A 2,613-nucleotide genomic window follows, 5' to 3' on the forward strand; every position below is an offset into this window, starting at 1 on the left:
AGGAGTCCTTCCCGGCCGGCCCCGCCGACCGGCCCGACCCCGGTCCCGTTGCCGACCCTCCGGTATTCCCATCGGTGAGGCCCTCCGGTGGCAGCGGACACGACACCACCGCACCGATCGACGCCGGGCCGGACCAGGTCACCGACCGCATCACCACCCTGGACGACCGCGAGTTCGAGGTCCTCGTCGCCCTGGGGGCAGGGCGCACCGACGAGCAGCTCATCACCCGGGGTTGGAAACCCCGCGGACTCGCCAAGGTCATGGGCGGCCTCACCCGTTCCCTGGGCCTACGAACGGGCGACCGCGCGGGGATCGTCGAGGTTGCCGTCGCCGCCGGGCTTGTCAACGACACTGCCCCACATGACCTGCTACCCGGCGAGCGGCAAGAACGCGCCCTCATCCGCATCCGATTCCTGCGCCCGGAACAGCGCGAGATACTCGCCCATTACGCGAATAGGCTGCAACCCAGCGACATCGCCAAGCGGCTTTCCTCGATCCCGAGCACGGTCAACAACCCCACCGTTTACGTCGGTAACGTCATCGACCACCTTTCGCACCGCCTCGGGGTAAGCGGCCGTGGTGAGGCGGGCGATGTCGCCCGCCTCGCCGAACTGGAGGCCCCGCCACTTCCCGTGCTCACCGACGAGCAGAAAAACCAGGCCATCGACCGCATCACCACCCTGGACGACCGCGAGTTCGAGGTCCTCGTCGCCCTGGGGGCCGAGCGCAACGACGAGGAGATCCTCGACCGACCCGGTTGGAAACCCCGCGGACTCGCCATCGTCATGGGCGGCCTCACCCGTTCCTTGGGTCTGCAGGCGGGCGACCGCGCTGGGGTGGCCGCTGTCGCCGTTGCCGCCGGGCTCACCAATGACACCGACCCCGACACGATGACAAGCGACGAGCGGCAAGAACGCGCCGTCACCCGCATTCGATTCCTGCGCCCGGAACAGCGCGAGGTACTCGCCCATTACGCGAATGGGCTGCAACCCAGCGACATCGCCAAGCGGCTTTCCTCGATCCCGGACACGGTCAGCAACCCCACCGTTTATATCCATAACCTCATCACCCACTTTTCTCACCGCCTCGGGGTGCTCGGTCGTGAAGAAGCGGGCGCTGCCGCCCGCCTCGCCGAACTGGAGGCCCCGCCACTTCCCGTGCTCACCGACGAGCAGAAAAACCAGGCCATCGACCGCATCACCACCCTGAGCGACCGCGAGTTCGAGGTCCTCGTCGCCCTGGGGGCAGGGCGCACCGACGAGCAGCTCATCACCCGGGGTTGGAAACCCCGCGGACTCACCAACGTCATGGGCGGCCTCACCCGTTCCTTGGGTCTGCAGGCGGGCGACCGCGCTGGGATCGCCGAGCTTGCTGTTGCCGCCGGGCTCACCGACGACAAGGACCCAGGCGCGATGACAAGCGACGAGCGGCAAGAACGCGCCCTCATCCGCATTCGATTCCTGCGCCCGGAACAGCGCGAGGTACTCGCCCATTACGCGAATGGGCTGAAAGCCAGCGACATCGCCAAACGGATCTCCCCGAACGCGAACGCGAGCTCGGTCGACGGCCTCCTCACCAACCTTTCCCACCGCCTCGGGGTAAGCGGCCGTGGTGAGGCGATGAAAGCCGCCCAGACGACACCCGCCCTCGCCGCCGAAGTGGCGGCCCTCCGACCGGCACCGGTCCGTGCCGTACCCACCCGTGTCGTACGCCCCCGGGTGGCACCCGCCCCCGAACTCACCCCCGAGCAGATCGCCTGGGCCGTCGACCGCATCAACGATCTTCTGAAGGACTCCACATTCCAGGTCTTCGTCCACATGGGCGCCGGGCTGGACGACATCGAAGAAATCGGCACACGCGTCGGACTACGCCCACATACGGTAACCAACTACATCAGCCAGATCGTTCGCGATCTGAAGTTGAACAGCTCCAAGGACATCGTCGCCGTCGCCGCCGCAGCCGGCCTCGCCCCGACCACCCCACACCCCCAACCCCAGTCGCAGTCGCACAACGACGAAGGCGACGACAGCTCCGACAGCGAGGACAGCGACGACGACCTCTACGACGCCGACGACCATCCCCCCGCCCGCCGCGGGGGCGGCCCCCGCGACGACGACCCACCCGCACCTCCGACAGGCCGCGACCACGGTTCCGCCACGGCACCGTCCGCGCAGCCGGGAAGCGGAAACAGCGGTGCCCGAACCACGGGCGACTCCACGGGCCGCTCCACCGGCAGCCACGACACCGGCTCGGGAAACCGCAACCGGCAAGGACTCCCACCCACCGACCACCACAGAAACACCGCCCCCGCACCGGCCCCCACGACGCCGCCCCTCCAGGACTTCACCGCGCTGTTCGACAGCACGCTCAACTCCCCGCCCGTCTCCCAGCCGCCCCACACCCGGGAGACGGATCCGGTCCGGACCGACGACCCCGCCGATGACCTGGACGATGACTTCTACGGTCCTGCACCGACGGCGCGCACGCAGGAGCCGGTCCCGGCTGATCCTGATGATCCGTGGAACGGCAATCCCCCCACGTCCCTGGATCTCTCGGCGCTCACCGCCGGGGGTAAGGACACCAAGTCCGCCGGGCAGCCCTTCACGGTCGGGG

The 2,613-nt window shown here is 68.7% G+C and carries 1 protein-coding gene; it reads left to right on the forward strand.

Features of this window, described 5'->3' with window-relative positions:
* Positions 1 to 74 precede the first annotated feature (74 nt).
* Positions 75 to 2,613, forward strand: a 2,539-nt coding sequence (locus tag ACFQBR_RS33515; RefSeq protein WP_378554978.1) for a hypothetical protein, incomplete at its 3' end; no start/stop codon positions are given.

The sequence above is a fragment of the Nocardiopsis tropica genome, assembly GCF_042660575.1.
Taxonomy (GTDB): Bacteria; Actinomycetota; Actinomycetes; order Streptosporangiales; family Streptosporangiaceae; genus Nocardiopsis; species Nocardiopsis tropica.